This window comes from Streptomyces sp. NPDC111628 (assembly GCF_055635195.1).
Genome location: NZ_JBVKBZ010000002.1, coordinates 366246 through 391091, shown reverse-complemented (window position 1 = coordinate 391091; position 24846 = coordinate 366246). Strand labels below are relative to the sequence as shown.

Annotated in this window: 23 protein-coding genes; 15 read left to right on the top strand and 8 right to left on the bottom strand. The window is 74.2% G+C overall.

Translation table 11 applies throughout. The annotated features are described in order from the left end of the window. Nucleotides 1–423: 423 nt before the first annotated feature. Nucleotides 424–1032 carry a two-component system response regulator RamR gene (gene ramR, locus ACZ7MF_RS09615; protein WP_471475567.1) on the top strand — a complete coding sequence of 203 codons (609 nt, stop codon included), beginning with the start codon at nucleotides 424–426 and terminating at the stop codon, nucleotides 1030–1032. Nucleotides 1033–1036: 4 nt separating this feature from the next. Here the strand turns inward: ramR and ACZ7MF_RS09610 are convergent, their stop codons facing one another. The 4 genes from ACZ7MF_RS09610 to lanKC are packed head-to-tail and all read right to left on the bottom strand — an operon-like array spanning nucleotide 1037 to nucleotide 7506. After that, on the bottom strand, nucleotides 1037–2830 hold the full coding sequence (locus ACZ7MF_RS09610) for an ATP-binding cassette domain-containing protein (RefSeq protein ID WP_471475565.1): 1794 nt from the start codon (nucleotides 2828–2830) through the stop codon (nucleotides 1037–1039). Continuing rightward, nucleotides 2827–4647, bottom strand: coding sequence for an ABC transporter ATP-binding protein (locus ACZ7MF_RS09605; protein WP_471475564.1), 1821 nt, complete (start codon nucleotides 4645–4647; stop codon nucleotides 2827–2829). The genes ACZ7MF_RS09610 and ACZ7MF_RS09605 overlap by 4 nt, the downstream gene beginning before the upstream one ends. A 35-nt stretch (nucleotides 4648–4682) precedes the next feature. Next, entirely contained in the window at nucleotides 4683–4811 is a 129-nt protein-coding gene (ramS, locus tag ACZ7MF_RS09600) for a mycelium formation morphogenetic lantipeptide SapB (RefSeq protein WP_003972313.1), read from the bottom strand. A 37-nt stretch (nucleotides 4812–4848) separates the two neighbouring features. Continuing rightward, complete coding sequence (lanKC, locus tag ACZ7MF_RS09595) at nucleotides 4849–7506, bottom strand: class III lanthionine synthetase LanKC (RefSeq protein WP_471475563.1); 2658 nt, start codon at nucleotides 7504–7506, stop codon at nucleotides 4849–4851. Between the two features lie 224 nt (nucleotides 7507–7730). Here lanKC and ACZ7MF_RS09590 point away from each other — a divergent pair, with 224 nt between their 5' ends. The 7 genes from ACZ7MF_RS09590 (at nucleotide 7731) to ACZ7MF_RS09560 (ending at nucleotide 13444) form a co-directional block, all read left to right on the top strand. Beyond that, complete coding sequence (locus tag ACZ7MF_RS09590; protein WP_471475561.1) at nucleotides 7731–8804, top strand: aromatic ring-hydroxylating dioxygenase subunit alpha; 1074 nt, start codon at nucleotides 7731–7733, stop codon at nucleotides 8802–8804. Next, a complete protein-coding gene (locus tag ACZ7MF_RS09585) occupies nucleotides 8801–8971 on the top strand; it encodes a hypothetical protein (RefSeq protein WP_356861949.1) in 171 nt (56 codons plus the stop codon). Before ACZ7MF_RS09590 ends, ACZ7MF_RS09585 begins: the two co-directional genes overlap by 4 nt. After that, nucleotides 8968–9921: a PDR/VanB family oxidoreductase gene (locus tag ACZ7MF_RS09580; RefSeq protein ID WP_471475560.1), complete on the top strand. Its 954-nt coding sequence runs from the start codon at nucleotides 8968–8970 to the stop codon at nucleotides 9919–9921. The genes ACZ7MF_RS09585 and ACZ7MF_RS09580 overlap by 4 nt, the downstream gene beginning before the upstream one ends. A gap of 144 nt (nucleotides 9922–10065) precedes the next feature. After that, nucleotides 10066–11037 carry an ABC transporter substrate-binding protein gene (locus ACZ7MF_RS09575; RefSeq protein WP_471475559.1) on the top strand — a complete coding sequence of 324 codons (972 nt, stop codon included), beginning with the start codon at nucleotides 10066–10068 and terminating at the stop codon, nucleotides 11035–11037. Beyond that, nucleotides 11034–11807: an ABC transporter permease gene (locus tag ACZ7MF_RS09570; RefSeq protein ID WP_471475557.1), complete on the top strand. Its 774-nt coding sequence runs from the start codon at nucleotides 11034–11036 to the stop codon at nucleotides 11805–11807. The genes ACZ7MF_RS09575 and ACZ7MF_RS09570 overlap by 4 nt, the downstream gene beginning before the upstream one ends. Then, entirely contained in the window at nucleotides 11804–12583 is a 780-nt protein-coding gene (locus tag ACZ7MF_RS09565) for an ABC transporter permease (RefSeq protein ID WP_356861941.1), read from the top strand. Before ACZ7MF_RS09570 ends, ACZ7MF_RS09565 begins: the two co-directional genes overlap by 4 nt. A gap of 69 nt (nucleotides 12584–12652) precedes the next feature. Beyond that, on the top strand, nucleotides 12653–13444 hold the full coding sequence (locus tag ACZ7MF_RS09560) for an ABC transporter ATP-binding protein (RefSeq protein WP_471475556.1): 792 nt from the start codon (nucleotides 12653–12655) through the stop codon (nucleotides 13442–13444). Nucleotides 13445–13451: 7 nt separating this feature from the next. On the opposite strand, the gene ACZ7MF_RS09555 is transcribed toward ACZ7MF_RS09560, so the two are convergent. Beyond that, a complete protein-coding gene (locus ACZ7MF_RS09555; RefSeq protein WP_471475555.1) occupies nucleotides 13452–14111 on the bottom strand; it encodes an MmyB family transcriptional regulator in 660 nt (219 codons plus the stop codon). Nucleotides 14112–14343: 232 nt separating this feature from the next. Between ACZ7MF_RS09555 and ACZ7MF_RS09550 the strand changes: the two genes are divergently transcribed. Both ACZ7MF_RS09550 and ACZ7MF_RS09545 read left to right on the top strand, forming a co-directional pair. Further along, on the top strand, nucleotides 14344–15000 hold the full coding sequence (locus ACZ7MF_RS09550) for a helix-turn-helix domain-containing protein (RefSeq protein WP_471475553.1): 657 nt from the start codon (nucleotides 14344–14346) through the stop codon (nucleotides 14998–15000). A 95-nt stretch (nucleotides 15001–15095) separates the two neighbouring features. Then, nucleotides 15096–15332: a hypothetical protein gene (locus tag ACZ7MF_RS09545; RefSeq protein WP_356861935.1), complete on the top strand. Its 237-nt coding sequence runs from the start codon at nucleotides 15096–15098 to the stop codon at nucleotides 15330–15332. A gap of 27 nt (nucleotides 15333–15359) precedes the next feature. On the opposite strand, the gene ACZ7MF_RS09540 is transcribed toward ACZ7MF_RS09545, so the two are convergent. Then, the gene (locus ACZ7MF_RS09540) at nucleotides 15360–16040 is read right to left on the bottom strand and encodes a 4'-phosphopantetheinyl transferase family protein (RefSeq protein ID WP_471475552.1); all 681 of its coding nucleotides are present in this window, start codon (nucleotides 16038–16040) and stop codon (nucleotides 15360–15362) included. After that, nucleotides 16037–16924, bottom strand: a complete 888-nt coding sequence (locus ACZ7MF_RS09535; RefSeq protein ID WP_356861931.1) for a metallophosphoesterase family protein — start codon at nucleotides 16922–16924, stop codon at nucleotides 16037–16039. The genes ACZ7MF_RS09540 and ACZ7MF_RS09535 overlap by 4 nt, the downstream gene beginning before the upstream one ends. Before the next feature lie 282 nt (nucleotides 16925–17206). Here ACZ7MF_RS09535 and ACZ7MF_RS09530 point away from each other — a divergent pair, with 282 nt between their 5' ends. Next, nucleotides 17207–18361: an ATP-grasp domain-containing protein gene (locus ACZ7MF_RS09530; RefSeq protein WP_471475550.1), complete on the top strand. Its 1155-nt coding sequence runs from the start codon at nucleotides 17207–17209 to the stop codon at nucleotides 18359–18361. Here ACZ7MF_RS09530 and ACZ7MF_RS09525 read toward each other — a convergent pair. Next, the gene (locus ACZ7MF_RS09525; RefSeq protein ID WP_471475549.1) at nucleotides 18354–19691 is read right to left on the bottom strand and encodes a 6-phospho-beta-glucosidase; all 1338 of its coding nucleotides are present in this window, start codon (nucleotides 19689–19691) and stop codon (nucleotides 18354–18356) included. The two genes, ACZ7MF_RS09530 and ACZ7MF_RS09525, sit on opposite strands and share 8 nt — an antisense overlap. Nucleotides 19692–19817: 126 nt before the next feature. On the opposite strand from ACZ7MF_RS09525, the gene ACZ7MF_RS09520 reads away from it, so the two are divergent. From ACZ7MF_RS09520 to ACZ7MF_RS09505, 4 genes are all read left to right on the top strand, one after another. Further along, nucleotides 19818–20612, top strand: coding sequence for an IclR family transcriptional regulator (locus tag ACZ7MF_RS09520; RefSeq protein ID WP_471475548.1), 795 nt, complete (start codon nucleotides 19818–19820; stop codon nucleotides 20610–20612). Between the two features lie 31 nt (nucleotides 20613–20643). Further along, nucleotides 20644–21864, top strand: a complete 1221-nt coding sequence (locus tag ACZ7MF_RS09515) for a sensor histidine kinase (protein ID WP_471475546.1) — start codon at nucleotides 20644–20646, stop codon at nucleotides 21862–21864. Continuing rightward, nucleotides 21861–22529, top strand: a complete 669-nt coding sequence (locus tag ACZ7MF_RS09510) for a response regulator (protein WP_011031090.1) — start codon at nucleotides 21861–21863, stop codon at nucleotides 22527–22529. Before ACZ7MF_RS09515 ends, ACZ7MF_RS09510 begins: the two co-directional genes overlap by 4 nt. 146 nt (nucleotides 22530–22675) lie before the next feature. Then, nucleotides 22676–24790 carry an MMPL family transporter gene (locus ACZ7MF_RS09505; protein ID WP_471475544.1) on the top strand — a complete coding sequence of 705 codons (2115 nt, stop codon included), beginning with the start codon at nucleotides 22676–22678 and terminating at the stop codon, nucleotides 24788–24790. Nucleotides 24791–24846 lie beyond the last annotated feature (56 nt).

Genomic DNA, 24846 nt, shown 5'->3' with positions numbered 1-24846 from the left:
GACAGCCACGGGAGCCGAGCGCGCGGTGCCTTTCGCGCCAGATTGGACAGCGGCGGTTTTCGGCCGGGCCCGGCATCGCCCGGACCGCGGGCCGGTCGGGCGCGGTCGGCGGGCGCGGAGGGCCCTTGGCAGCGGAACCCGCCCTGGCCAGGACGCCAGGGACCGCGGCACGGAGACGGCCGGCTCTCGTCGGTTCCCGCACGGACCGGAGCCGTCCGCGGATTGGTGTGTTATCCGCCCTTCTTCGCTGCCGCACCCGTCTCGGCCGTCCCCCGACAAGGCTCTGACGACGGCGAATTGCCTCCGATGTGGTTCGCACGTGCGTACGCGTCGTGTTCCGCCGTCCCGGATGGGGGCACATGGCCCGATGGCGCGGGGGCGCGCGGAGCCCGGCGGCCCGAACGGGGCCGCCGCTGACAAGGGGTGGGGGAGATGGTTCGTATTGCCGTGGTGCACGACGAGACACTGCTGCGGTCGGCGCTGGTGCAACTGCTCAGATCAGACGACACGCTGGACGTGTCCTCGCACTGCCTCGACGCCGACGGTCCGGAGCAGAGTGCGGCGTTGCCTGCCGACGTCTGTGTCGTGGACGGAGAGTGCCTGACGGGGCCCGAAGACACAGGCGCCGGACGCTTGCGGGCCCGGTACGGGGACCGGCTCGTCGTCCTGGCGACCGCCAAGCGGCCGGGAGTGCTGCGCCGGGCGTTCGACGGGGGCGCCCTCGGGCTGGTCGACAAGAACGCCCCGGCCCACCGGCTGATCACGGCCGTGCACACGGTCGCCCAGGGCGAACGCTTCCTGGACGAGACGCTCACCGTGGCCCTGCTGAAGGGCGCGGAGATGCCGCTGACCACGAGGGAACTGGGCGTGCTGGCCCTGGCTTCCCAGGGGGCGCCGATCGCCGAGATCGCGGCGCGCCTGCACCTGTCCCGGGGAACGGTCCGCAACTACATGGCCACGGCGGTCCGGAAGGTGGGCGCCCGCAACCGGGTCGACGCGATCCGCATCGTCCAGAGCGCCGGCTGGACCTGACGCGTCATGCGTGCCAGTGCCCCGTCAGGTCCCGGTAGAGAGACGAACGGCCCAGCAGTTCGGCGTGCGTTCCGCACTGCGCCCGTACGCCGTCCAGCACCAGTGTCCGGTCCGCACGGACCGCCGAGGACAGCCGGTGCGCCACCACGACCAGGGTTCCGGGCCGCCCGGCGAGGGCCTCCTCCGCACGGGCCTCGGAGGCCGGGTCGAGATGGCAGGTGGCCTCGTCGAGCAGCAGCAGGGGGGCGGGCGACAGGTACGCGCGGACCAGCGCGAACAGTTGCCGCTCCCCCGGCGAGAGTTCGGCGGGGTGCAGCGTGCCGTCCAGCCCGCCCAGGCGCCCGACCAGGGGCCCCAGACCGAACGCGCCGACCGCCGCGTCGAGTTCGGCCCGGCGCGCGTCCGTCCTCAGGTACGCGAGGTTGTCGCCGACGGTGCCGGAGAACACGTAGGCGTCCTGCGGGACCAGCACCCGGAGTGCGGCGAGCTCGGCGGCGGGGCGCCCCGTCACCACGCGGCCGGCCACACGTACCTCGCCGTGGCTCGGCGCGAGCGTTCCCGCGACGAGGCGGGTGAGGGTCGACTTGCCGATGCCGCTCGGTCCGACGACGGCGAGGTGTTCACCCGGCGCGACGCGCAGGTCGAGCGCGTCGAGCACGGGCTCGGCGCGGACGCCGTAGGACAGGGTGACGGCGCGCAGGTCCACCGCCGGGACCGCGGCGGTGTCCGCCGCGTAAGCCGCCGCCCCGGGTGAGCTCGTGGTGCTCGGCCCCGACTCCAACTCCGGCCCCGGCTCCGGCTCCGGCCCCGGCTCCGGCTCCGGCTCCGGCTCCGGACCGAGGATCCGGTCGAGGACGACCAGCAGCCGGGACCCGGCCGCGCCCAGCGCGGTCATCAGGGTGTGCAGGGCGGGCAGCAGGGACTGGACGAGGTACGTGAACGCGCCCAGCAGCGCGCCCACGCTCACCCCGCGCCCGCGCAGCCACTCCACCGCCACCAGCAGCGCGAGCACGGGCAGGTGGCCCGCGACACCGAGCGCCGCCGTGCGCACCGCCGCCCATCCGGCCAGCGTCCGGGCCGCCGCGGCGGCGTCGGCGACCAGCTCCGCGCCGCGCCGCTCGACCCCGGGCCCGGTCCCGCAGGCGGCGAGGTCCCGCAACGCCGCACGCGCGCTCGCCGCGTGGTCGCCCAACGCCTCGTCGGCCGCCAGGGCACGGCGCTGGGCGGCCGCCATGGGCCGCAGGGTGACCAGGAACAGCGCGAGCCCGGCCGCCAGCGGGGGCAGGACCACCACGAGCAGGGCCGGGTGCAGGGACAGCAGGCCGAGCAGCGCGCCGGCGGCGGTGAAGACGAAGGACCGCAGGGTGAGGACGAGACCGGCGAAGCTGTCCCGGGCGATCTCGACCTGGTTCGTCAGCCGCGAGACGGCCGCGCGGTCCGTCCCGCCGGGTCCGCCCGGCGCCGCCCGGGCCATGGACCGGTCGACCGCACGCCGCACCAGACCGTCGCGCAGCGGCTCCGTCACCCCGGCGAGCTGCGCGAACACGCCCCGGACGACCCGGGCGCCGGACAGTACGGCGACCAGCGCGACCCCGAGCCACAGCAGTCCCCGGCGCGGATCACCGGCGAGGAACCCCTCGTCGGCGGAGCGTGCGACCGCGTGACCCACCAGGAAGGCCTGCCCCGACTCGGCCAGCGACCAGAGCGCGAGCCGTACCAGCACGCCCTTGCGGTGGGCGAGGAAGCGGCGGGCCGGCGGCGCGAGGCGGCGCAGTGCCCCGGCCCCGGCGGACGTCACGGGCGCGCCTCCTCGGGCTCAGGACGGCGTACGGCCCCTGTACCACTGCCACCGGCACCGGCGTCGGCGCCGAAGACCTCCCGGTACCCCGCCGTGTGCCACAGCTCGCGATGGGTCCCGACGGCCCGCACCTTCCCCTCCTCCAGCCAGAGCACCAGGTCGGCCCGGTCCGCGACCGACGGGCGGTGCGCGACCACGAGCCTGGTCCCCGGCCGCACCGAGCGACGCAGCGCCAGGTCCACCTCGTGCTCCGTGGCGGTGTCCAGACTGGACGTGGCGTCGTCCAGCACCAGCAGCCGCCCGGCGTGCGCGAAGGCCCGCGCCAGTCCGAGCCGCTGGTGTTCCCCGCCCGAGAGGGGTGCTTGCGCCAGCGGGGTGTCGTAACCGTGCGGCAAGCGGCGTACGAAGCCGTCGGCGCCCGCCGCGCGGGCGGCTTGGCGTACCCGCTCAGGCGACGACCGCCGCGCCCCGGTGGCGACCGCCTCCGCGACCGTGCCCTCCCCCAGTACGGGGCGTTCGAAGGCGTACGCCACCTCGGTGCGCAGCGCCTCGTGCGTCAAGCGGTCGAGCCGGACGCCGTCCAGCAGTACGTGGCCCTCGTCGGGGTCGATCAGCCGTCCCGCCACGGCCGCCAGGACGGACTTTCCCGCCCCGCTGCGGCCGACCACCGCCACCGTGCTGCCGCCCGGCACCCGCACGTGGTCGGCGCGCAGCACCTCCCTGCCGCCGCGCAGCACGCGCACCCCGCACAGTCGCAGCTCTCCCGGGCCGTCCGGCGGCAGCCGCCGTGTGCCGTACGCCGTCGCGGGCATCCGTTCCAGCTCCCGGGTCCGGCGCCGTGCCTCGCGGGCCCGGACGATCGCCCCGAGCAGGGACGCCGCCGCGCCGACACCGGCCGTGAGCTGCGCGTACCGGCCGACGGCGAGCAGGTCCCCCACGCTCAGTGCGCCGGCCGCCAGCCGCAGCCCGCCGACGGCGGTGGCGGCCAGCGTCAGCAGCGGGACCAGGACACCGCTCCGGCCGAGCGCCCGCCCGTGCAGCGCCCACATGTGCCGGCCCTGGGCGGCCAGTTCCGTCAGCGGTGCCAGGACGCGGGCCCGCTCCCGTTCGCCGGTTCCCGCGGCGCCGATCGTGTCCGCGCCCTCCAGGGCTTCGAGCAGCCGGGAGGCGATCAGGGACTGGGTGCGCTGGTAGGCGGCGACCGTGGCGCCGGTGTCGCGGGCGAAGGACCGCAGCAGCAGGGCCAGGGCGGGCAGCCCGGTCAGCACGCAGAGCGCCACCCACACGTCGACGAGCGCCAGCGCCACGAGGGCGCCCAGCGGGGTGATCAGTGAGGCGGCCAGCGCCGCGCGGGCCGCCGGAGCGCCGCCCGCGTCCGCGGCGTTGAGGGTCAGCCGGGTCCCGATGTCACCCGGTGGATACGGCCGCGCCCGGTCGGGTGCGGTGCGCAGCAGTCCACGCAGGGCGCGGGTGCGGACGGACGCCGTCCAGGTGGCGTTGCACCGGCCGGTGAACAGGGAGGTCGCGCTGTCCAGCAGCAGTTCGCCCAGGAGCAGCCCGGCGCTCAGTGGGAGCCACCATCCGGCGTCGCCGTCGCGCAGGAGCAGATCCAGTGTGCGGCCGAGGGCGAGGGGCTGGGCCACCGCCGCCAGTGCCGCCGCGACGGAGCACAGCAGGATCAGGGCCTCCAGCGCGCGCCCCGGCGCCTGCCGCGTCACGGGACTGCTCTTTCGCACCGGCGAAGACCTCCGTACGTCGTGCGCGGGCAGGCGTCGGCGCCCCGGGCCGAGACCCGGGGCGCCCGCGCCCGGCGACATGGCTCACCACGTCGCCGTGGTCGTCAACTCGTGCGTCAGTTACAGGTGGTGATGCTCAGGCTGCTGTCGCCGCAGAGCAGGAGGCTCGCGCGGCTGCCGGTCTCGACGTCCCCCATGGCCTCTTCCTTGGGGGTCTCCATCGACTGCAGGTCGAACAGGTTCATGACGACTTCCTTTCGTTCGGCAAGGGGTGTGCTTTTCTCACGGCTCCTGGTGGGGCCGAGTCAGAGGGCCGCCGCTTCGGCGCGGCGGCGGCAGGAACGGCAGTCCGGCGGGGGCGTCGCCGAGGACGGAGGCGACGGCGAGCAGGCATCCGGCCGTTCCGGTGGAGAGGTCCATGGACAGGCGCATCATCTGCTCGCCGGGGAAGGCGAGCCGGTCGCGGTAGGACATGGCGTGCCAGGACAGGGCGTCCAGTTGGCGCCGTACGGCCCGCGGCCCCGTACCGGGCGCCGTGGCCGTGGTGCGGCCCAGGTGCAGGACCATTCCGGCCACGCCCCGGTAGAGCCCGGGCTGGGCGTAGAACATCGCCTGGGCCGCGGCCACGATCTCGTTCCTGGCCCGTGCGAACTCCTCGTCCGCCCGGTGCGCCAGGTAGTCGTCCAGCACCATGCCGATGCCCACGCTGCCGGCGCCCAGATAGGGCATGGTGCGCCAGCCCTCGTCGACCTGCAGCGCGCCGCCCGCGCCGCGGACGCAGCGGGCGAGGTCCTGGCGCAGCGCGTCGCGGGCGAGGTCGAGAAGGGCGGAGTCCCGGGTGCGTTCGAAGAGCCGGAGGAAGAACAGTGCCCGTCCCGCGCCGCCGTACAGCAGCCCCGCCCTGGCGCGGCCGCGGCTCATGCGGTCGGCCGGCACGCGGTCGGCCGGCGGCCCGTCGGCGGTCAGTTCGGCGCAGTGCAGCGCCGCCGAGTGGAGCGCGGCCCGACCGGTGGTGGCGGCCAGCGAGTCCAGGGCCAGGCCGAGACCGGCGGTGCCGCCGTGCAGGTCCGGGCCCAGGTGGTCGAGGGACTGGTCGAGGAGGAGTTCGGTGAGGTCGAGGGCGCGGTCGCGGTGGCCGAGGCGCTCCAGCGTCCAGGCGAGTCCGGCGAGCCCGTCGTGGAAGCCGAGCGGCATGCCCGACGGCGGCTGCTTGGTCCGCTCCAGCAGCCACTGCTCGCCGTCCTCGTCCCGTCCGGCCCCGCTCTCGGCCAGGGCGTAGAGCACCCCCGCCGCACCGTGGGCGAAGGCCAGCCCGCCGCCGACCGTGGCGAACTGCGCGATGTCCCCGGGGAAGAGGCGGTCCGTGCGGGCGGGCGTCGCGGAGGCGCGGATCGCCGCCGCCATGGAGTCCCGGCTGCGCGGCCAGTCGTCCGGCCGGACGGGTGCCACGGGCCCGGCGGGCCGCCGCGCCGCCGGGGCCCCCTGGACGCGCGTGTTCCCGTCTAGGCGCGTGTTTTCGTCGAGGCGCGTGATCTCGTCGACCGCCGCGTCCAGGAATGCGCGGTCCACCGGGAACTGCTCCGCCACCACCTCCGCGAGGTGCGCCGCCTTGCGCCGGTCGACGGCCAGCAGACTGGTGAGCGGGAGGAACAGCGCGAGCCGCAGACACGCCAGCGCGTACCGGTCCACCGCCACCCCACGCCGGCCGGGAGGCGCCACGAACCCCGGGTTCGCCACGGTCTGCCGTCCCGCCTCGTCGACGCGGTGGGCGGCCTCGAAGTCCAGCAGGGCGACGCTGTCGTCGTCCCGGACCATGATGTTGAACAGATGCAGGTCGTTGAAGACCACACCCCGGGCGTGGACCTCGGCGACGGCGCGTTCCACCCGCGCGTGCACGTCGAGGGCCCAGTCGGTGTACTCGGCCAGTCTCCGCTCGCCCGGGTCGGCCTCGATGAGCGGGTGCCGGCGGGCGAAGAACGTGTTGAGCGGCTTGCCGTCGATGTGCTCCAGGACGAGGAAGTGGTGTTCCCCGACCGTGAGGTGGTCGAGCACCTCCGGCGTGCAGTCGAGGCCCGACAGCCGCTCCAGCGCCCGGCGTTCACGGTGGAGCCGGGTCACGGCGTCGGCGCCGTCGGCCGCCAGCCCGGCATGCGGACGGGCCTCCTTGAGGACGACCCGCGCGCCGGTGCGGGTGTCGCGGGCGAGGTAGACGCCGCCGCCGTTGGAGAAGTGCAGCGCCGACTCGACGGTGTAGGGCAGGCCGGTCACGGTCACCGCGGAGCGGGCGTCGAGGTGCGGCCGCAGGAAGGCGGGCGGGTCGACCCACTCCGGGATGCGGAAGACCGGACCGCGCAGGTCGGGCACCAGCACCCCGTCGGGTCCTGACACGGCCGGCCGCAGTTCCCCCTCCGCGTCGTAGCAGTCGCGCCGGGTGAAGCCGCCGTAGCGGACGTGCACGGGCCCGTCGCCGATCCGCAGGTCGCTCAGGATGTGCGGGCCGGGCTCGCCGGCCAGCAGCTCGGACAGCTCTCCCACGAGCCGTTCGAACTCCGCCTCGTTGGCCGGGTACACGGTGACGAACTTGCCGCTGCCGGCCCGGTCCGCGTACTTGGCGTTGCGCTGGTGCAGCAGGTAGCGGCTGGGCACGAACTTGAAGGCCGTGCCGCCGCTCACGCAGTACCGCCACACCCGGTCGAGCACGGACTCCGCGTTGTCGAGGCAGGCGGACACATGGATCTTCCATCCCTGGGCGGGCAGGTCGGCGTCGGCCGGGCGCAGCGCGAGCCAGTCGCCGCTCTCGTGGCGCTGCCACCCCTCCGGTACGGGCGAGGACGCGGCGGCGTACCGGGAGCGCGTGCCTCCGGTCCGGTCGGCCGTGCGGTGCGGGGCGTCGTAGAAGTACGGGTCCGCGTCGCAGTACACGGCGTAGCCCTTGTTCACGCCTTCTCCTCCCACCGGTCGCTGACGGAGACGACGCTGTCACGCGGCGTACCGCCCCGGACAGTTGCCGCTGTCACCACTCCGAGGTGCGGAACGCACAGGTAACTTCGCGCCGGCGAGACTCCTGGAGCGGAAGAATTCCGCGTGGCGGAAGTGCTGTTGCCGGGGCGGGGCGGCGTGGCGATGGTGTGACCACAGGACGTCGAGGACGACGGGAGCCGCGCATGCCGCACATGACCGCCTTCGCCAGGAACCAGTGGTACGTCGCCGCCTACAGTCATGAGGTGGGGCGCGAGTTGCTGGGGCGCACGGTCCTCGGCGAACCGCTCGTGCTCTACCGCGCCGAGGAGGACGGGAGCCCGGTCGTCCTGCACGACCGCTGTGTGCACCGCCGCTATCCGCTCTCCGAGGCGCCCACCCGGCTGGACGGGGACCGGATCGTGTGCGGGTACCACGGGTTCACGTACGACACCACCGGCACCTGCGTGTACGTGCCGGGCCAGAAGCGCGTCCCGCGCACCGCCCGCGTCGCCTCCTACCCGGTGGCCGAGCGGGACTCCCTGGTGTGGGTGTGGATCGGCGACCCGGCCCTGGCCGACCCCGAGTCGGTGCCGCGGGCCCGGCACCTGGACGCGCCGGGCTGGGTCACGGTCCGGGGCATGGAGCCGATCGACGCGGACTACGGGCTGCTGGTGGACAACCTCCTCGACCTGTCCCACGAGACCTATCTGCACGGCGGTTACATCGGTACGCCCGAGGTCGCCGAGACGCCGATCACCACCGAGGTCGACGAGGGCGCCGGGATCGTCCGGGTGAGCCGGCACATGGACGACGCCGAGTGCCCGCCGTTCTACGCCAGGTCGACGGGCATCAGCGGGCGCATCGACCGCTGGCAGGACATCGAGTACCAGGCGCCCTGTCTGTACGTGCTGCACAGCCGGGTCGCGCCGACCGGCGCCGTGCCCGCGCCCGACGGCGGCGACCCGGACGGCTTCCACACCGAGATCACCTACGCCATCACGCCGTCCGGCGACGGGAAGGTGTACGACTTCTGGGCGGTCTCGCGGGACTGGGCGACGGACGACGCCGAGGTCACCGAGTTCCTGCACAAGAACAACCGCACGGTCGTCATGCAGGACGTCGACGCGCTCAACCTGCTCCAGCGCACGCTCGGCGGCGAGCGCACCGGATACCAGGAGCTGAGCATCAACATCGACACCGGTGGTCTGGCCGCCCGCCGCATCCTGGCCCGGCTGGTCGAGGAGGGCGCCGGAACGGGGCAGCGGGTGGCCCGGTGAGCGGGCGCACCGGCGAGGTCTACCGCGTCGACTGGCTGCCCGGCACCGACGTCCTGCACGGCACCTGCCACTGCGGTGCCGAGCACAGCGCGGAGGACCCGGTCGCGATGTGGGACTGGATGCTCGCCCACCCGCAGGGGCACGACCGTGCGGGGCACGGCGCATGACCCGGTACGAAGGCCGGTACGAGGCCGGACTCGTCGTCGGCCGCCGGGAGACCGCGGCCGACGGCGTGCTCGTCCTCACCCTGCGCCACCCGCTGGACGAACCGCTCCCGCCGTGGGAGCCCGGCGCCCACATCGACGTCGTCCTCGGCCCGGGCCTGGAGCGGCAGTACTCCTTGTGCGGCGACCCGGCCGACCGGGCGGCGTACCGGATCGCGGTGCTGCGCGAGACCGACGGCCGGGGCGGTTCGGCCTACGTGCACGGCGCGTTGCGGGCCGGGGACAAGGTCCGGGTGCGCGGCCCGCGCAACACCTTCCGGCTGGAGCGGGCGCCCCGCTACCGCTTCGTCGCCGGCGGCATCGGCATCACCCCGATCCTGCCGATGCTGGCGGCCGCCGAGGAGTCGGGCGCCGAGTGGAGCCTGCTGTACGGCGGTCGGACCCGCGCGGGTATGGCGTTCACCGGGGAGCTGCGGCGGTACGGCGACCGGGTCGCGCTCGTCCCCGAGGACGAGTCGGGACGGCTGGACCTGACCCCCGTGCTCGACGACGTCCCGCCGGGCACCCTCGTCTACTGCTGCGGGCCCGGCGGGCTGCTGGACGCCGTCGAGGCGCGCTGCCCGGCCGGGAGCCTGCGCGTGGAGCGGTTCCGTCCGAAGGAGGCCGACGCACCGGCCCCGGCGGAGACGGAGTTCGAGGTGGTGCTCGCGCGCAGCGGCCGTACGGTCGCCGTCCCGCCGGGCGTGTCGGTCCTGGACGCGGTCCGGGAGGCCGGCGTGGAGGTGCTCCACTCCTGCACGGAGGGCACCTGCGGGACCTGTGAGACCGAGGTCGTCGAGGGCGAACCGGACCACCGGGACTCGGTGCTCACCGAGGCGGAGCGGGCCGCCGGGGAGACGATGCTCGTCTGCGTGTCGCGGTGCCGCGGCCGGCGGCTCGTGCTGGACCTGTGACTCCGCTGCGGCGGACGTGCCGGTTGAAACCTCAACGGCCCATCTCGACACGGGCATTGACCACGGCTCCGCCCCGGCCCTACGTTCCCGCTGAGCACGTTCCCACTGAGCACGTTCCACGAGCACGTTCCTCCAGGGGGAGTCATGCGTCGTCTGCTCGTCGGCCTCACGGCCGTGTCCGTCCTGGCCGCCGCGACGGCGTGCGGCTCGTCCGACGACTCCGGGGGGCCGGACGGGTCCGGTTCCGCCGGCGGCACCACCGAGGTCGAGGTGGGTCTCATCCCCATCGTCGACGTCGCGCCCCTGTATCTGGGTCAGAAGAAGGGGTTCTTCGAGAAGCAGGGGCTGAAGCTGTCCTTCTCCAGCGCGCAGGGCGGCGCGGCGATCGTGCCGGGCGTGGTCAGCGGCCAGTTCCAGTTCGGCTTCAGCAACATGACGTCCCTGATGATCGCCCAGTCGAACAACGTGCCGGTGAAGGCCGTGGCCAACGGCATCGCCTCGACCGGTGAGGTGGGCAAGGACTTCGAGGCGCTCACCGTGAAGGGGGACAGCCCGCTCAAGTCGCCGAAGGAGCTGGAGGGCAAGAAGGTCGCCATCAACACGCTGAAGAACATCAACGAGACCGCGGTGCGGGCCTCGGTGCGCAAGGCGGGCGGCGACCCGGACGAGGTGGAGCTGGTCGAGCTGGCCTTCGACCAGATGCCGGCCGCGCTGGACGCCGGGCGGATCGACGCGGCGATGGTGGTGGAACCGGCGCTGGCCACGATCAAGAGCCAGGGCGGCCGGGAGATCGCCTCCCCCATGATCGACGTCGCCCCGAAGCTGACGGTCGCCATGTACTTCACCTCCACCGAGTACGCGCAGGAGCACCCGGAGGTGGTGGAGAAGTTCCAGGCGGCCACCGCCGAGTCCCTCGCCTACGCGGACACGCACCCCGACGAGGTCCGCGAGGTCGTCACCACCTACACGAAGATCCCGGCCGACGTGCTGGCGAAGGTGACCCTGCCGAAGTGGCCGGCCGAGCCCGATCGCGCCGCCATCGAGGAGCTGGCGAAGCTCGGCGAGGCGGACGGGCTGTTCAAGCGGACGCCGGACCTGGACAAGCTGCTGCCGTGAGGGGAGCGAACGCCGCACTGGGTGCGGCCGGGCTCGCGGCCTTCCTCGCCCTGGGCGAGGCGGTGCCGCGGCTGGGCCTGGTCGAGGAGGACTACTTCCCGCCCACCAGCCGGATCGCCGACGCGCTCGGCACGGAGGTCGCGGACGGCGCCTTCTGGACGGCGCTCGGCGACACCCTCACCGGCTGGGCGCTGGGCCTGGCCGTCGCGGTCGGCGCGGGGATCGTCGTGGGGGTGCTGCTGTCCGTGGTGCCGTACCTGCGTGCGGCGACGGCGTCCACGATCGAGTTCCTGCGCCCGATCCCATCGGTCGCGCTGATCCCGCTGGCGGTGCTGCTGTACGGCACCGAGCTGCGGTCGGTGCTGCTCCTGGTCGTGTACGCCGCCTTCTGGCAGGTGCTGATCCAGGTGCTGTACGGCGTCCAGGACGTCGACCCGGTCGCCGAGGAGACGGCACGCTCGTACGGCCTGGGCACCTGGGCGCGGGTCCGGTACGTGCTGTGGCCGACCGCGCTGCCCTACGTCATGACCGGGGTGCGGCTGGCGGCGGCCGTCGCGCTGATCCTGGCGGTCACCGCCGAGTTGGTCATCGGGGCGCCCGGCCTTGGTGCCCGGATCGCCGTGGCGCAGACTTCGCAGGCCGTGCCCGAGATGTACGCGCTGATCGTCGTCACCGGTCTGCTGGGCCTGCTGATCAACGTCGGCGCGCGGTCGGTGGAGCGGCGGGCGCTGGCCTGGCACCAGTCGGTGCGCGGGGAGGTGGCGGTGTGAGGCGCCTGCTGCTGCGGCTGGTGTTCGTGCTCGCGCTGCCGGTGGTCCTCGTGGCCGTCTGGTGGGTGACCTCGTCGGGCAGCGAGGACGTGTACTGGCCGCCGCTGCGGACGATCGTCGAGACGTTCCCGGACGTGTGGACCGGCGAGCGGTGGCGCGGTGACGTGCTGCCCAGCGTGCTGCGGCTCGCCGCCGGCTACGCGCTGGCGGGCGTCGTCGGTGTCGCGCTCGGCACGCTGATCGGCTCCTACCGGTGGGTGCGGGCGGTGTGCGAGCCGGTGCTGGAGTTCCTGCGCGCCGTGCCGCCGCCGGTGCTGGTGCCGGTGATCATGCTGTTCGCGGGCATCGGCGACACGATGAAGATCGTCGTCATCGCCACCGGGTGTGTCTGGCCGGTGCTGCTCAACACGGTCGAGGGCGTGCGGGCGGTGGACGCGGTGACGGCCGAGACCGCCCGCTCCTACGGGATCACGGGCGCGGCACGGCTGCGGCACGTGGTGCTGCGCTCGGCGAGCCCGCAGATCTTCGCGGGGCTGCGCCAGGCGCTGTCCGTCGGGATCATCCTGATGGTGATCAGCGAGATGTTCGCGGCCAGCAACGGGCTGGGCTTCACCGTCGTGCAGTTCCAGCGTTCCTTCGCGATCCCCGACATGTGGACCGGCATCCTGCTGCTCGGTCTGCTCGGCTTCGTGCTGTCGGTCCTCTTCCAGCTGGTCGAGCGGCGGGCGCTCGGCTGGTACCACGGCCTGCGCGCCGCCGCCCGGCGGTCCCGGTGAGACCCGCGCCCCGTGACGCGTGACCAGAGACGCGTGACCAGTGACTCGTGACTCGTGAAAGGGCGGTCCATGCTCGACGTACGTGGCCTGAAGAAGGTGTACGAGGGTGCGGGGCGGCGCGTCGAGGCGGTGCGCGATCTGACCTTCACCGTGGCGGCGGGTGAACTGGTCTGCCTGGTCGGCCCGTCGGGCTGCGGCAAGACGACCCTGCTGAAGTGCGTGGGCGGACTGCTCGAACCGACGGCGGGCGAGGTGTTCCTGGCCGGCCGCAGGGTGACCGGTCCGCCGCCCGGGATGGCGTTCGTCTTCCAGGAGTACGGGCGCAGCCTGTTCCCGTGGCTGCGGGTCGGCCAGAACGTCGAACTGCCCCTGAAGCGGAAGAGCTTGAGCAGGGCGCGGCGCAGGGAGCTGGTCGTGGACGCGCTCGCGTCGGTCGGGCTCGCGGACGCCGCCGGAGCCTACCCGTGGCAGTTGTCCGGCGGCATGCAGCAGCGGGTGGCCATCGCGCGGGCGCTGGCGTACGAACCCGAGGTGCTGCTGATGGACGAACCCTTCGCGGCGGTCGACGCGCAGACCCGCGCCGACCTCGAGGACCTGGTACGGGCGCTGTGGCGGGAGCGGGGCATCACGGTCCTGTTCGTCACCCATGACATCGACGAGGCCGTCTACCTGGGCGAACGGGTGATCGTGCTGTCCGCCTCCCCCACCGTCGTACGGGAGCAGCTCCGGGTCGACCTGCCGGACGGGCGGGACCAGGTGCACACCCGGGTGGCTCCCCGCTTCGCGGAGCTGCGCACGCACGTGTACGAGCAGATCCAGGCGGCGAAGCGCGCGGTGTCCGCCGCCCCGCCACCGCACTGACCACCCGTCACTCGGCGGCGGGGACGACTCTCAGGTGGGAGGGCGCGTGCCGGGCACGTGGTGACCGGTGGGCGGCGCGGCGGGGCTCCCGCAGGACCAGCGTCAACCGCGTGTAGCCCAGCTCCTGGAGCGACGTGGGCGTTTCGACCACGACCCGGCACTCGGTGGTGCCCCGGCGCGGGTCGGGGTGGTGCAGCGGGCGTACGGCACCGTCGTGTTCGACGGCCCGTGCTCCGACGGCACGGATCCAGTGCGGCAGGCCCTGGCGGTAGGCCGCCTCCATGATCGGGTCCTGGGCGATGTCCCGGCGGACGGACTGCAGCCCGGGGTCGTGGCCGTACCGCTCCAGGGTGGCGGCGAAGTGCGCCAGCATGGGCAGGCACCAGCTCGACTCGTGTTCGCCGAGGACCGTGGCGGCGTCCGGGTGGAAGAGGACGAACCGGAGGAAGTTGTCGTCCGGCATGGCCGTCGGATGCGGTCCGGCGCCCTGGAAGAGTGTCCGGAAGGCGCCGTTGGCCAGTACCACGTCCCAGCGGTGGTCGACGACGAGAGAGGGGAAAGGGACGGCCTCCAGGAGCGTGGTGTAGTCCTGGAGATAGGCCTGGGCCTCGGGCGTCGTAGGGGCGGGCCGCGGCGCCGGCCGCTGCCCTCCTGCCTGAAATGCCATCGGGAGGTCACCCCTCTTGCCTATGCGGCCTTCTCGCGGCGTCCGCATCCTGTCGCCCCGACGCGAGGCGTGTCAACTATCGTGGCATTTCGTGCCTGTTGACGGCTGAAATAGGCCACAGTTGTGGCGATGCCTGGATGTGAGTTCGAGCGGCAGGCTACTCTCCGGGAAGTTCACGGCAACTGCTTGTGAGAAGCCTGTGAGGCCTGTGAGAGACGTAGGAGAGCTGTCGGTGACGGGTGGCTTCGAAGATCCGGGCGCCAAGCCGACCACCACGCCGGCCGCCGTCGTCGCCCGGGTCGGCGCCCTCGCGGACCGGCTCGACGTGCCGCATGCCGAGGTCTTCGACGTGGGCCGGCTGTCCGCCGCCTCCGGCGTTCCCGAGTCCGTCGTCGGGGCCCTGCTCGGGGGCCGGCCGGCGGGCGAGCCCGACGTGCAGACCAGGTTCGTACAGCGCCTGGACCTGCTGCGCCGCACCCGGCTGAAGCCGAACGGCCGCAAGTACACCCAGCAGGAGATAGCCGACGGTGCCGGGATGTCGCGGCAGCAGGCCGGCGCGCTCATCAACGGCGACCGGCGCCCCACCATGGAGCACTGCGACGCCATCCAGCGCTTCTTCCGGGTGCACGCCGGTTTCCTCACCGCCGAGGACCCCGAGGCGCTCTCGAGCGCCCTCCAGCGCACCGAGCAGGAGCTGCTCCAGCAACTCGCCGACCGGGAGCGGGAGGCGGCGGATCCCGCGGACGACCCGTTGGAGCGGCTGCTCCAGGACCACGGCGTGCGCGGCATCGCCTGGCGGGCCGCGCAACTGCCCACCGACCAGCACCGCGACAAGGTCGCCGAGTGGCTGGACATGCTGCTGGAAAGCGTCAAGCGGCCGGAGTCGTGAGGACGGGATTGTCAGTGGTGGACGGCAAGCTGGGAGGGTGCCGCCGCCGTGCGGGGGCGCGTGACCGCTGACGTCGTTGTGGGGAGAGCCGACCGATGACCACCGCCGTACTGACCGACCACGAACGCACCGCCGTCCAGGCCTACCTGCGGCTCCTGCACACCGTGCGGGCCGGTTTCGACACCGGGACGGGCCCGGGCGACTCTCCCCGCCCGCCCGTCGTCCCGCCCTCCGTGCTGGCCGAGGCGGAGCAGGCCCTGCGGGCCGCGGGACTGACGGGGAACGAGGAGGCGTTCTTCCGGCTGCTGCGGGACTGGTGCCCGCCCACCTGACCGGCGGGCGGGCGGGCGGAACTCCGTTCAGGTGCGCGGGACCGTGACCGCCGTGGTGACCAGGCCGTCCCGGGCGCTCCAGCGGCCGTCGAAGCGGCTCAGGCGCCTGCCGTCCACGGTCGGTCCCGGCACCAGAAGGGCGGCGTGCAGGGTGCCGCGGCGCGGGTCGACGGGGTCCACGCGGATCTCGATGTCCGCCTCCGTGAAGTCCAGCCACTGCCCGGTGAGGGGGTACCACGCCTTGTAGACCGACTCCTTGGCGCTGAACAGCAACCGGTCCCAGTGGACGCCGGGCCGCGCCCCGCCCAGACGTCGCAGCCGGGCCATCTCGGCGGACAGGGCGATGGTCTCCAGGACGCCGTCCGGGAGCGGCCCGTCGGGTTCGGCGTCGATGCCGAGGGAGGCCAGGTCGGTCAGGCGGACCAGGGCGGCGGCGCAGTAGCCGTCGCAGTGGGTCATGCTGCCGGCGAGGCCGTCCGGCCACCGCGGGGCCCCGCGCTCGCCGGTCGGCACGGGCTGCGGCGGTACGCCGAGTTTCTCCATGGCCCGGCGGGCGCAGGACCGCACCACGGTGAACTCACGGCGCCGCTTGGCGACCGCCCGCGCGACGATCTCCTCCTCCTCCGGGTAGAGGGGCAGGTGACCGGCGTCGTCCTGACCGAAGGCCTCCACGGACACGACCGTGCCGGGCAGCAGTTCCTCGATCAACGGGTCACCTCCTGGCGCGACGGCGCGGTGGAAGCCTGCGTCGACGGCAGGATGCGGCGCAGTTGCCCCGGCGGCCCGGGCCGCTTGCGCCACTCGCGGGGATAGCCCACCGAGACCTCCTCGAAGCGGACTCCCTCGTGCCAGGTCGTGCGCGGGATGTGCAGATGCCCGTAGACCATGGTCTCCACCCGGAACCTGCGGTGCCAGTCGGCGGTCAGCGAGGTGCCGCACCACATGGCGAACTCCGGGTACCACAGGACGTCGGTGGGGTGCCGGTGCAGCGGGTAGTGGTTGACGGGGATCGTGGGCAGGTCCGCGGGGATCTCGGCGAGCCTGCGCTCGGTCTCGGCGACCCGCGCCCGGCACCAGGCCTCGCGGCTGGGATAGGGGTCGGGGTGCAGCAGGTACTCGTCGCTGCACACGACGCCGGTGCCCTGGGCGTACTCCAGTCCCGCGGCCTTGGTCGCGCACCCCGCGGGCAGGAACGAGTAGTCGTAGAGCAGGAAGAGCGGCGCGACGACCGCCGGGCCGCCCGCGCCCTCCCACACCGGGTACGGGTCCTCGGGGGTGGTCACGCCCAGTTCCCGGCACATCTCGACGAGGTGCTCGTAGCGGGCGACGCCGCGCAGGTCGACCGCGTCCTTGGGGTGCGTCCACAGTTCGTGGTTGCCGGGGACCCAGACGACCCGGCGGAAGCGGTCCGCGAGGACGCCGAGGGCCCAGCGGATGTCGGCGACGGTCTCCGCCACGTCGCCGGCCACCAGGAGCCAGTCGTCGTCGGACTCGGGATGCATCCGCTCGACCAGGGCCCGGTTCTCCTCGTACCCGATGTGCAGATCGCTGATGGCCCACAGCTTCCCCGGAGCACCGGCCCTCGTGGTCATCCCCCACCCCTTCCAGACACGCGTTCGACGCCACGAGATCACATCCCCGCCCGGGTCACAAGGCGATCCGTCCCCGCCGCGGCAGTCCCCGGGGGCCGCCGTCCGGCCGGGCCGAGGCATCCGTGTGACGCTCGTTGCGCTCGGGGCCGCGCGTACCCCTATGATCGCCCCAACACCACCGCCACGACTCTCCTTTCGCGCAGAGCGGCTCGGTGTCCCTCCAAACCCCTGGCCGGGCACGGCCCGCTTCGCCCTGCCCGCGAACCCTGGAAGGCGGCTTGCATGGCTTCTCCCGTACGCGTCTGGCTCAACCGCACGTACGCGGAGAACGTCTTCTTCATGGATCAGCTGCGGAGAAACCCCGCCGACCGGGCCGTCGAGATCCATGCCACGCACGGCGACCCGGACTCCCCCGTGCTGGCCGCCGCGGACACCGCGGAGCTGGAGCCCGAGGGGCTCTCCCCGGCCGGTTACGTCGAGTACGCGCTGGCCCAGTGCGCGCGGCGCGGCATCGACGTGTTCGTGCCGCGGCTGCACCAGTCGGCGATCGTGGCCCACCGCGCCGAGTTCGAGGCGGTGGGTACGGCGCTGCTCGCGCCGCCGCCGGAGGCGGTGGCCGTCTTCCGGGACAAGGTGATCGCCTACGAGGCGGTCCGGGCGATCGGCGTGCCGGTGCCGCCGTGGTGGCGGGTGCGCACGGCCGACGAACTGGTCCTCGCGGTGGAGGAGCTGGAGGCGGGCGGGCACCGGGCGTGCTTCAAGCCGGCCTCCGGCGCGGGCGGCGTGGGCTTCCGGACGGTCACCCGGGACCCCTTCTCCCTCGCCCACCTGAACGGCTTCCCGAGCCCGTCCGTGCCGCTGCCCCTGGTCGTCGAGGCGCTGCGGGCGGCCGAGGAGCCCGTGGACTGGCTGGTGATGCCGCGCCTGGAGCAGCCGGAGGTCTCGGTGGACTGCCTCACCGGGCCCGACAACCGGGTCCGGCTGGCCGTGGGCCGCACCAAGAACGGGCGCCGCCGCGGGTTCACCCTGCACGAGCAGTGGCTGGCACCGGCACGGCGGATCGCCGAGACGTTCGGACTGCACCACCTGTCCAACGTGCAGTTCCGGATGTACGGCGACCGGCCCGTCCTGATGGACGTCAACACCCGCCCGGCGGGCGGACTGCACCAGCTGGCGCTGTGCGGCGTCAACGTGCCGTGGGCGGCGGTCCGGCTGGCCCTCGGCGACGACCCGGGGGAGCTGGAGCCGCCGTTCCTGGGGCAGGACTACGCGGTGGTGGCGGGACCGCGTCCGCTGCGCCCGGTGACCCTGCCGCACCAGCGCGCCGACCTCCCGGCCCCCGCGACGCCCGCGCCCGCGGCCGCACAGCCCTCGGCCGCACAGCCGGCGGCGACGGCGGCGGCACCGGCGAGGTCCGCCCCCGTGGGGCTCACCTGAGGTAGGCCAGTCCCGGGTGCACCGCCCGGTAGCCGTCGACGAGGCGGCGGGCGACGTCGACCGAGTCGACGAGGGGGTGCAGCGCGAAGGCGCGGACCGCGGCCGCGCGGGAGCCGGTCCCGGCCGCGGCCAGGACGTCGCGCTCGACGCCCTTGACCGCGCGGACCAGACCGGTGGCGTGGTCCGGCAGCGGATCGGCCGCCATCGGGTGGGCGCCGTTCGCGTCGACCAGGCAGGGGACCTCGATCACCGCGTCGGGGTCGAGGACGGAGAGCGTGCCGCGGTTGCGGACGTTGAGGATCAGGGTGGCGCGTTCGTCACGGGCGACGGCGCGCATCAGCGCCAGCGCCACCTTCTCGTAGCCGCCGGACAGGTCCTCGGCCTCGCGTTCGCCCGCTCCCGCCGTCTCGCGGTTCTCGGCCATGTAGGTGGCCTCGCGTTCGGCGCGGGTGCGGTCCCAGGTGGCCAGGGGCGGGGCGTCGGGGCGTCGCATCTCGTCGTAGAAGCGGGCCTGCTGGTCGCGCAGGAACGCGCCCCGGGTGAGGTCGGCCTCCTGGTAGGCGCGGACGGTCTCCCGGTTGAAGTAGTAGTAGTGCAGGTACTCGTTGGGGACGGCGCCGAGGGAGCGCAGCCACTCGGCGCCGAAGAGCCGGCCCTCCTCGAAGGAGCCGAGCAGCGCCGGGTCGGCCAGCAGCCGCGGCAGCTCGTCGCGTCCGTCGACGCGCAGGCCGCGCAGCCAGCCGAGGTGGTTGAGGCCGACGTAGTCGACGAAGGCGCGGTCCGGGTCGGCGCCCAGCACGCGGGCGACGCGGCGGCCGAGGCCGACCGGCGAGTCGCAGATGCCGATGACCCGGTCGCCGAGGTGCCGGGACATGGCCTCGGTGACCAGGCCCGCCGGGTTGGTGAAGTTGATGACCCAGGCGTCCGGTGCCAGCCGGGCCACCCGGCGGGCGATGTCGACGGCGACCGGGACGGTCCGCAGCCCGTAGGCGATGCCGCCGGCGCCGACCGTCTCCTGGCCGAGGACGCCCTCGGCGAGCGCCACCCGTTCGTCGTCGGCGCGTCCCTGGAGTCCGCCGACGCGGATCGCCGAGAACACGAAGTCGGCGCCGCGCAGCGCCTCGTCGAGGTCGGTCGTCGCGGTCACCGCCGGTGCGTCGGGCACCCCGGCCGCCTGTTCGGCCAGCACCCGGGTCACCGCCGTCAGCCGGGCCGGGTCCAGGTCGTGCAGGACGACGTCGGTCACGCGCCCCTCGCCGCGGTCTCCGAGGAGCGCCCCGTACACGAGCGGTACGCGGAATCCGCCGCCGCCCAGCATCGTCAGCCTCACGTCCGCACCCTTCCGTCGCCCGGCCGCACCTGTGTCCGGCGCCGATCATGGCACGGCCGGTGCCCCCGCGTGTGCACCTCCCCTTCCCTCTGTCCAGGGGCCGGGCGGGCCCCTACCCTCGGCCCGGTGACCGCGCCTGCCACCCGCACGGCCCCCGACCGGCTGCTCGCCGTGCTCGCCGCGTTCGACCACGCGCACCCGGCCCTGTCCCTGACGGACATCAGCCGCCGGGCCGGGCTGAGCCTGACCACGGCGCACCGGCTGGTGGGCGCCCTGACCCGGTGGGGTGCCCTGGAGCGGGACGGTGCGGGCGTCTACCACGTGGGCCTGCGGCTGTGGGAGATCGCCGCGCTCGCCCCGCGCGGTCTCGCGCTGCGCCAGGTCGCGCTGCCGTACCTGGAGGACCTGTACGAGGCGACCCACGAGAACGTGCAGCTGGCGGTGCGGGACGGCGGCGAGGTCGTCTACATCGAGTGGCTGGCGGCGCGTTCGTCGGTCGGCGTGCACATCCGCGTCGGCGCCCGCTGGCCGCTGCACGCCACCGGGGTCGGGCTCGCCCTGCTCGCGCACGGCGAACCCGAGTTCCAGGAGGCGTACCGCACCGGTCCGCTCGCCGCCTTCACCGCGTACACGATCACCGACCCGGCACGGCTGCGCCGGGTGCTGGCCGAGGTGCGGCGCACCGGAGCGGCGGTGAGCGACCGGCAGATCACCGACGACGCCCTCTCGGTGGCCGCCCCGGTGCACGGCCCGGACGGCACCGTGACCGCGGCCGTGTCGGTCGTCGTGCCGCACGCCGACGCGCAGGTGCCGGCGCTGGTCCCGGCGGTCCGGCTGGCGGCCCGCGGCATCTCCCGCGCCCTGGGCTGGCACCCGAATATCCCTCGCACCGGTGAGGACGGGCCCGCGTACTCCTCCTGATACTGGGACGGCCCGTGCCCCAGGAGCCGCCATGTCCGCCCGGTCCCCGCTGTCCTCCCCGCTCGCCCCCGTCCTCGCCCGGCTGCGTACGACCAGCCCGTACGCGGTGGACGCCGCCGTCGCCGCGCTGGTGCTGTTCGCCGTCTCGCTGCAGTGGCTGTTCCCCGACGAGGGGGACGATCCGCTGTCCTGGCGGGGCTGGCTGCTCGGGGCCGCGACCGCCGTGCCGTTGGTGTGGCGGCGGGCGGCGCCGTTCGCGACCGCCTGTGCCGTGTCGGTGGCCACCCCGGCCCAGGCGGTGCACCACGCGCCGCCGCCCGACCTGATGTACGGCGGCTTCGTCGTCCTCTACACGCTGGCCGCCCTCGCCCGGCCCTGGCAGCGGCGGGTGATGCTGGCGGGCTGGCTGATCGGTGTCGCCGCCACCATCAGCCACAAGGAGGACGCCGAGCCCTTCGAGTACGCCTTCCAGCTGCTGAGCATCGTGTGCGCGTACGCGCTCGGCTCGCTCACCCGGACCCAGCGCGCCTACACCGCCGAACTGGAGGGCCGGGCGCGGCGGCTGGAGCGCGAGCGGGCGGCCGACACCGCGCGGGCCACGGCGCAGGAGCGCGCCCGCATCGCCCGCGACATGCACGACATCCTGGCGCACGCGGTCAGCCTGATGGTGGTGCAGGCCGAGGCCGGACCGGTCGTCGTGCGCAGTGATCCGGCGCGCGCGGAGGCCGCGTTCGACGCGATCGCGACGGCCGGACGGGACGCGATGACCCAACTGCGGCGCATCCTCGGGGTGCTGAAGGAGGAGGAACGGCAGCAGGGGCCGCGGCGGCAGCCCCAGCCGGGCCTGACCGCGCTGCCGGGGCTGGTCCGGCGGGTCGGTGAATCGGCGGGCCTGCGGGTGGAGTTGAGGACGACGGGCGAACCGTGTGCGCTGCCCCGGGACACCGAGGTGGCCGCCTACCGCATCGTGCAGGAGGCCCTCACCAACACGGTCAAGCACGCGTACGCTTCCTGCGCGGCGGTCGGACTCGACTGGGCGGAGGACGCGGTGACCCTGACGGTGACGGACGACGGGCGTGGACCGGCGGCCCCGGGTGACGGGGCGGGTGGCGGCGGGCACGGGCTGATCGGCATCCGGGAGCGGGCCGCCGCCTGCGGGGGCGAGGCATGCACCGGCGCCGGACCGGACGGCGGTTTCCGGGTGGTCGTACGCCTGCCCGTCGCGGCCGTCCGGCGGACGGCCCTCGGGTGAGCGTCCGGGTGGTGGTCGCCGACGACCAGGAGCTGGTGCGCAGCGGGTTCAGCATGATCCTGGAGGCGCAGCCGGACATCGAGGTGGTCGCGGAGGCCGGGGACGGCGCGGAGGCGGTCGCCGCGGTCGAGCGGTACGCGCCGGACGTCCTGCTCCTGGACATCCGCATGCCGGTCATGGACGGCCTGGACGCGGCCCGGCGGGTGTGCGCGCGCTCCGCCTGCAAGGTCGTGATGCTGACCACCTTCGACCTGGACGAGTACGTGTACGAGGCGCTGTACGCGGGTGCCAGCGGCTTTCTGCTCAAGGACGTGCGCCGGGACGACCTGGTGCACGCGGTGCGGGTGGTCGCGGCCGGTGACTCGCTGCTGGCCCCGGCGGTGACGCGCCGGCTGGTCGCGGACATCGTGCGGCGCCGGCGCGAGGAGGCGGCGGCCGACGTCACCCCTCAGCGCCTGGAGGTGCTGACCGCGCGCGAGGTGGAGACGCTGCGGCTGCTGGCGCGGGGGCTGTCCAACTCCGAGATCGCCACGACCCTGTTCGTGAGCGAGCACACCGTCAAGACGCATGTCAGCAACGTGCTGGGCAAGCTCGGTCTCAGGGACCGGGTGCAGGCGGTGATCTGCGCGTACGAGACCGGTCTGGTGGCTCCGGGTTCCCCGTGACGCTCCCCCTGCCGGGTGAGGCGACGGCCGCTCTCCCCCGTGCGGGCGAGTGGACGAACCGCTCTCTCCGGCGATCCGGCGGACCCCCGGCGGCCCCGACTCTGGTGGCGATGACACCAGACCGAGTCCGATCGCCGGGAGGGACCGTGCTGTCCACACTCGCCCGGGCGGCGACCCGCCGCCCTTTGACCGTGATGCTCCTGTGGGGCCTGTTCCTGCTGCTCGGCTTCGGCCTCGGCACGGGCGTCTTCGGGAAGCTCTCCGACGACGTGCCCGACGTCCCGGGCACCGAGTCGCAGGTCGCCGCCGAACACCTGGACGGCCTCGACCCGGCGGGCGACTCGATCACCGGCGTGGTCGAGGCCGCCGTCGCGGACCCCGCAGTGCGGGCCGAGGTGCGGCGGGCCGTGACCGACCTGCGGGAGGTCGCGGGCGTCGCCGGGGTGCCCGACCCCTACGCCACGCCCGGGCTGGTCGCCGAGGACGGACGGGCCCTGGTCGTCTCCGTCGTCCTGGCGGGCGGTCTCGACGACGACGCCGAGGAGGCTGCGGTTCAGGACGCGGCCGACCGGCTGCACGGGATCGACGGGAGCGAGGTGTCCGGGGTCCACGTCAGCGGCGGGCCGCTGCTGGGACAGCAGCTCGGCGAGCGCGCCCAGGAGGACGTGAAGAACGCGGAGTTGATCTCACTGCCGGTCGTACTGGTCCTGCTGCTCGTCGTGTTCGGGGGGCTGCGTGCGGCCGGGCTGCCGCTGCTGGTGGCGGTCGCGGGGATCGCGGGCGCGTTCCTGGCGCTGTTCGGCTTCAGCCAGTTCACCGACATCTCCGTGTACGCGATCCAGGTCACGACGATGCTGGGGCTCGGCCTGGCCGTGGACTACGCCCTGCTGATGCTGGTCCGCTTCCGCGAGGAGCGGCGGCACACCCCGGACGTGGTGGAGGCCGTGCACCGCACGGTCGCGGCGGCCGGGCGGACCGTGCTGTTCTCCGGGCTGACGGTGGCCGTGAGCCTGGCCGGGCTGCTGGTCTTCCCGAGCACGTTCCTGCGCAGCATGGGGCTCGCGGTGGCCGCGGTGGTCGTCGTCGACATGCTCGCGGCGCTGACGCTGCTGCCCGCGCTGCTGACCCGGTTCGGCGGCCGGATTCCCCCGGCGAAGGCGCGGCCGGAGGAGGAGGGCCGGCTCTTCGCCCGCCTCGCCCGCTTCGCCGCCCGGCGGCGGGTGGCCGTCCTGGCGGTGGCCGTCCCGGCCCTGCTGGTGCTGGCCCTGCCCGTCACCGGCATGACCATCAACCTCGGGGACGCGCGGCAGCTTCCGAAGAGCACCGAGGCACGGCAGTTGTACGACGCGATCGAGGCGCACTTCCCGCCGGGCACCGGCGTCTCACCGGTCACGGTGGTCCTGCGGCCCGGCACCGACGCCGCGACGGCCGAACGGATCGGCGCACTCGCTCCGGGCACGGTCACGCGCGACCTGCCCGGCGGCACCACCGTGCTCGAACTGCCCCCGGGCGGAGCCGCCGACGGCCCGGCGGCCACCGAACTGGTCGAACGGGTGCGGGACCTGCGCGGTGACGCGCCCGTCCAGGTCACCGGCAGCGCGGCCCAACTGGTCGACTTCCGGCAGATGCTCGCCGACCGGGCGCCCTGGGCGGCGCTGACCGTGCTGGCGGGGATCTTCGTGCTGCTGTTCGCGTTCACCGGGTCGGTGCTGCTGCCGCTGCGCACCGTCGCGACCACGCTGCTCAGCCTCGGGGCCGCACTCGGCGCGGTGGTCTGGGTGTTCCAGGACGGTCATCTGGCCGGACTGATCGGTGCCGAGGGGCTGGGCGCGCTGAGCCTGACGGCGCCACCGCTGATCATCGCCATCGCCTTCGGACTGGCCATGGACTACGAGTTGTTCATCCTGGCCCGGATGCGCGAGGCCCGGGAGCGGACCGGCGACGACCGGGAGGCCGTGGTGACCGGACTGCGCCGGTCCGGCCGGGTGGTGACCTGTGCCGCGCTGCTCCTCGCGGTGGTGTTCGGCGCCTTCATGACGGGCGGCTTCTCGCCGATCCTGCAGATCGGCCTCGGCCTGACCCTGGCGGTGCTGATCGACGCCACGGTCGTCCGGATGCTCCTGGTGCCGGCCACGATGGCGCTGCTGGGCCGTCGCGCCTGGTGGGCCCCGAAGCCGCTGCGCCGGGCGCACGAGCGGTTCGGGGTGCGCGAGGAGGCCCCCGATCCCGCTCCGGCTCCGCCGCAGCCCGCGGCGCGCTGAGACGCCGGGCGCGCCGCTGAGACGCCGGGCGCGCGGCCCGGCCGGCCCGCGGTTCC

Coding starts and splice junctions, on each gene's coding strand:
- ACZ7MF_RS09530 (WP_471475550.1), top strand. CDS start 17,207: ATGGCTTCTCCCGTACGCGTCTGGCTCAACCGCACGTACGCGGAGAAC.
- ACZ7MF_RS09535 (WP_356861931.1), bottom strand. CDS start 16,924: ATGACCACGAGGGCCGGTGCTCCGGGGAAGCTGTGGGCCATCAGCGAT.
- ACZ7MF_RS09590 (WP_471475561.1), top strand. CDS start 7,731: ATGCCGCACATGACCGCCTTCGCCAGGAACCAGTGGTACGTCGCCGCC.
- ACZ7MF_RS09515 (WP_471475546.1), top strand. CDS start 20,644: ATGTCCGCCCGGTCCCCGCTGTCCTCCCCGCTCGCCCCCGTCCTCGCC.
- ACZ7MF_RS09605 (WP_471475564.1), bottom strand. CDS start 4,647: ATGTCGCCGGGCGCGGGCGCCCCGGGTCTCGGCCCGGGGCGCCGACGC.
- ACZ7MF_RS09575 (WP_471475559.1), top strand. CDS start 10,066: ATGCGTCGTCTGCTCGTCGGCCTCACGGCCGTGTCCGTCCTGGCCGCC.
- ACZ7MF_RS09560 (WP_471475556.1), top strand. CDS start 12,653: ATGCTCGACGTACGTGGCCTGAAGAAGGTGTACGAGGGTGCGGGGCGG.
- ramS (WP_003972313.1), bottom strand. CDS start 4,811: ATGAACCTGTTCGACCTGCAGTCGATGGAGACCCCCAAGGAAGAGGCC.
- ACZ7MF_RS09545 (WP_356861935.1), top strand. CDS start 15,096: ATGACCACCGCCGTACTGACCGACCACGAACGCACCGCCGTCCAGGCC.
- ACZ7MF_RS09580 (WP_471475560.1), top strand. CDS start 8,968: ATGACCCGGTACGAAGGCCGGTACGAGGCCGGACTCGTCGTCGGCCGC.
- ACZ7MF_RS09555 (WP_471475555.1), bottom strand. CDS start 14,111: ATGGCATTTCAGGCAGGAGGGCAGCGGCCGGCGCCGCGGCCCGCCCCT.